General features: G+C 72.6%; 4 protein-coding genes and 1 pseudogene. All 5 read right to left on the bottom strand.

Annotated features, from left to right (window positions below; all coding sequences use genetic code 11):
- Window positions 1-1,097, bottom strand: a 1,097-nt coding sequence (locus AOK00_RS18825) for a choice-of-anchor A family protein (RefSeq protein WP_055601464.1), incomplete at its 3' end; no start/stop codon positions are given.
- A gap of 75 nt (window positions 1,098-1,172) precedes the next feature.
- Window positions 1,173-2,030 carry a fumarylacetoacetate hydrolase family protein gene (locus AOK00_RS18820; RefSeq protein ID WP_055601465.1) on the bottom strand — a complete coding sequence of 286 codons (858 nt, stop codon included), beginning with the start codon at window positions 2,028-2,030 and terminating at the stop codon, window positions 1,173-1,175.
- A 369-nt stretch (window positions 2,031-2,399) separates the two neighbouring features.
- Window positions 2,400-3,110: pseudogene (locus AOK00_RS18815) on the bottom strand (YidC/Oxa1 family membrane protein insertase); the annotation flags it as partial.
- A 93-nt stretch (window positions 3,111-3,203) separates the two neighbouring features.
- Window positions 3,204-3,500, bottom strand: coding sequence for a DUF6412 domain-containing protein (locus tag AOK00_RS18810; protein ID WP_055601463.1), 297 nt, complete (start codon window positions 3,498-3,500; stop codon window positions 3,204-3,206).
- Window positions 3,501-3,577: 77 nt separating this feature from the next.
- Window positions 3,578-3,984 (bottom strand): winged helix-turn-helix transcriptional regulator (locus AOK00_RS18805; RefSeq protein WP_055601462.1); only part of this gene is annotated, 407 nt, incomplete at its 5' end.

Raw genomic sequence — 3,984 nt, 5'->3', positions numbered from 1 at the left:
GTGGGCGTGGGCGTGGGCGTGCCGCCCGCGCAGGACGGCAGGTCGCCGTTGAACGGATAGGCGTGGATCTCCTGGCCACCGCCGCCGGTCGTCTCCGATGCGTGCGTCAGGTTTCCGGTGGTGAAGAAGCGGCCGTTCATGCCCGGCATCGTGATCGTCGTGGTGCCGGCCTGGTTGCCGATCAGCACACTGCCCGCGAACTGGGCCGTGCCCTCGAACTTGACGGTGGTGGCGTCGGGGAAGTTCCAGAGCACCCGCTCGCGCAGCCCGTCCGGCAGCTGGTTGATGTACGTGTCGACGGTGCGGCCGGCGCCCAGGAGGTTGACGAGGACGGTCGCGCCGGCAGGGATCCTTTCGAAGCGGATGCCCTGCTGGCGGCCGCCCATGGTCTCCAGGTCGAACGCGACGTTGAAGACCTGGAGTTTCGACGTGCCGTCACCCGTGAAGAGAGTCTCGCTGTTGTGGTTGACGGCGGTGCCGGTGGCGGGGCGGGAGGCGCCGTTCACGTACGCGTAGCACTGGCTCGCGTCGGTGAGCCGGTCGCGGAGCGCGGTGTACGGGGCGGCGGCGCCGGCGGTGTGCACGGCGGGCGGGGCGACCGTACCGGAGAGCGCGCCCCCGTACCGTACGACGCCGCTGACCGAGCCCTCCTCGGCGAGCAGGCGCTGGCCGGCGGCGACCGTCAGGTTCTCGCCGACGGTGAGGAAGTCGGTGCCGTTCTCCGGCGGGACGCGTGAGCCGACGCCCGCGACGCCGACGTTGTAGACGCTGGAGGCGCCTGGGCGCTTCTTCATGTCGAAGCCGCCCAGGACGACGACCTTGCCCTCGGCCTCGGCGGCGGCCTCGCGGACGCGCATGTCGCCACCGACGAAGACGTTGATGTTGTTGTCGCGGTACGTGACCGTGCCGCTGCCGATGTCGGGATACGGGCCGGTCGGACACGTGCCCGGGAGGCAGGGGCCGAGCCCGCCCGGCAGCGGGTCGGCCCAGCTGTTGACGGCGAGCGCGCCGACCAGGGCAGTGGTCGCGACGGTGGAGGCGGCGATGACGGCGAGACGGCGCCGGTCGCGTCGTCGTTCATGCGTGAGGGGTTCCATATCCGGCAATATGCAAAAAGGATATGAAAATGGCGACGCCCCACGCGGGGCGCCGCCGTTTTCCGTCATCGGGGGTCAGGCGCTCTTGAGCTCCTGCCGCTGCCGGCCCAGGCCGTCGACCTCCAGCTCGACGACGTCACCGGGGCGCAGGTAGGGCTTGGGCTCCGGCTGCCCCATGGCGACACCGGCGGGGGTGCCGGTGTTGATGATGTCGCCCGGGTAGAGGGTCATGAACCGGCTGACGTACCGGACGACCTCGGCGACGGGGAAGATCTGGTCCGAGGTGTGGCCGTCCTGCCTGAGCTCGCCGTTGACCCAGAGTCGCAGGCCGAGCGCCTGCGGGTCCGGTACCTCGTCGGCGGTGACGAGCCAGGGGCCGAGCGGGTTGAACGTCTCGCAGTTCTTGCCCTTGTCCCAGGTGCCGCCGCGTTCGATCTGGAACTCGCGCTCGGAGACGTCATGGGCGACGGCGTACCCGGCGACGTGCGCGAGGGCCTCCTCGTCGGTCTCCAGGTAGCGGGCGGTGCGGCCGATGACGATCGCGAGCTCCACCTCCCAGTCGGTCTTCACCGAGCCGCGCGGCACGAGCACGGTGTCGTCCGGGCCCACGACGGTGTCGGCGGCCTTGAGGAAGACGACCGGCTCGGCAGGGGTGGCCTGACCGGTCTCGGCGGCGTGGCCGTGGTAGTTCAGCCCGATGCACACGACCTTGCCGATCCGGCCGACGGGCGGGCCGACGCGCAGCCCGGCGGCGTCGAGCGCGGGCAGCACACCGGCGCCGCCGGCGGCCCGTACCCGGTCGAGGGCGGAGGCGTCGGCGAGCAGACTGCCGTCGATGTCGTCGACCAGCGCGGACAGGTCGCGAAGCGTCCCGTCCTGGTCGAGCAGGGCGGGACGCTCGGCTCCCGGCGGGCCGACACGCAGCAGCTTCATGGACTTCTCCCTGTGGTCGAGGCGGGCCCGGGAAAGGGCCCTGAGGTACCCCGGCCGATGGAGTGCGGCCATCGGAGGATTGGTCGATCCTCCAAGACATCGGGTCACTCTGCAAGACCCCGTTCAGCCACTGGACCCTTACGCGCGAGTAGCAAGCGGCGCGCGCCCCTTTCCCGCACGCTTCCTGGCGCCCTTCGCGGGAGCCTTCGCGGCACCCTTCGTCGCGCCCTTCACGGCACCCTTCGTCGCGCCCTTCGCGGCAGCCTTCGTGGCGCCCTTCGCGACACCTGTCGCCGCCCCCTTCGTGACGCCCGTCGTCGCACCCTTCGTCGCGCCCTCGTTCTCCCCCTCCTCCCCATCCCCCTTCTCGCCCTGACCGGGGCGCTCGCGGAAGAGAAGGGCGCGCTCGACGGCGGTCCACGTGGTGCTGGTGACGACGTACAGGGCGGCGGCGAGGGGGACGACGGCGACCGTGATCAGGGTGGCGAAGGAGAGCAGCGGCATCACCTTGGCGATGGCGCCCGCTCCCGGGGTGGGCTGGCCCAGGTCCAGGGGCTGGGCGGCGAGCTGCGCCTTCGTACGCCGGTACGTGTACGTGGCCACGGCGGCGACGAGCGCGAAGAGGACCAGGTAGACCCGGCCGGCCGGGCCGAAGGGGCCGCCGTGGGAGAGGGCGTCGGCCCAGTGGTCGCCGAGCGGGGCGGCGAGAAGGGTGTGCCCGGCCATCCGGTCGCCGGCGAACAGGTGGTACATCAGCAGGAACGCGGGCGCCTGGAGCAGGCTGGGCAGGATCCCGGCGAACGGCGAGACCTTCTCCCGCGCGTGCAGCTCCGTCACCGCCTTCCGCAGCCGCTCGGGGTTCTTGGCGTGCTTCTTGCGGAGGGCGGCGAGCTCCGGCGCGAGCCGGGTGCGCGCCTTCTGCCCGCGGGCGGAGGCCCGGGACAGCGGATGGACCGCGAGCCGGACGAGCATCGTGAAGAGGACGATCGCGGCGGCCGTGGCGGTGGTGGCGAAGAGCGGTTCGAGCAGGGCGGCGAGCCGCTCGACCAGGGAGCCGAAGGCGGAAAGGATGGCGGACATGGGGGAGCCCTCCGTGGGGTCTCGTCGTGCCGGGGAGATGTCGGGTCTCGGCATGACGGATCCGCGTGAGGCAGGTCCGGTGTGGGGGTGCTCCTACGCGGCCGTCGGGAGGGGACGGCCGGGAGCGCGGGGTCTGCGACGCCCCGCTGCGTCGGGATCGCGCTGGGGCAGGAAGGCGGTGCGCCGCTCGCGGTCGCGGATGGCGGTGCGCACGGCGGTGGGCGGCGCGGCCGGGGCCGTACGGGCTCCGAACAGCGCGCAGACGACGGTGGTCGCGGCGAGCGCGACCGCGGCGGAGACGCCACCACCGTCGGAGAGCAGCAGATCGGCGAGCGCGAGGAGGAAGAACAGCGGCGCGAGCACGCGCAGGACAAGACTCCTGGTCGTCATTCCGCCACCCCCCTCTCTCTCGTGTCACGCGGTTTCTCATCGGGAGGACGTGCGGGAGCCGTCAGGAGTTCCCGCACTCAGGCGGTGTTTCGGAGATCCGCCTGATCCAGGGCGACGAGGAGACGGCGGGGGCCGAGGAGGGCGCGGCTGACCGGGTCGGCCGGGTCCAGGTCGAGGCCTGCACCGGGGCGCATCTCGACATCGGCGGGCGGTACGGGGACGCGGCAGGCCGGGCACTCGCCGTACGGGCCGAGTTCGGTGCCGCAGTCGGCGTGGTGGAAGTGGCGCACCGCCACGGCTCCGGTCACCTCGGCCCGCCCCCAGGCGCCGAGCGAGCGCAGGACGGGCCAGAGGGCGAGTCCGCGGTCGGTGAGTACGTACTCGTCGCGCGGGGGCGACTCCTGGTAGCGCCGCCGGTCGAGGACTCCGGCCTCGACGAGGGCCTGGAGGCGGGCGGCGAGGACGGCGCGGGGCGCGCCGAGGT

This window comes from Streptomyces aureus (assembly GCF_001418135.1).
Classification (GTDB): domain Bacteria; phylum Actinomycetota; class Actinomycetes; order Streptomycetales; family Streptomycetaceae; genus Streptomyces; species Streptomyces aureus_A.
This window is presented reverse-complemented; position numbering and strand designations above follow the sequence as displayed.

Bases quoted from the DNA above. Each gene is read 5' to 3' on its own strand.
- AOK00_RS18810 (WP_055601463.1), bottom strand. From the start codon at position 3,500: ATGACGACCAGGAGTCTTGTCCTGCGCGTGCTCGCGCCGCTGTTCTTC.
- AOK00_RS18820 (WP_055601465.1), bottom strand. From the start codon at position 2,030: ATGAAGCTGCTGCGTGTCGGCCCGCCGGGAGCCGAGCGTCCCGCCCTG.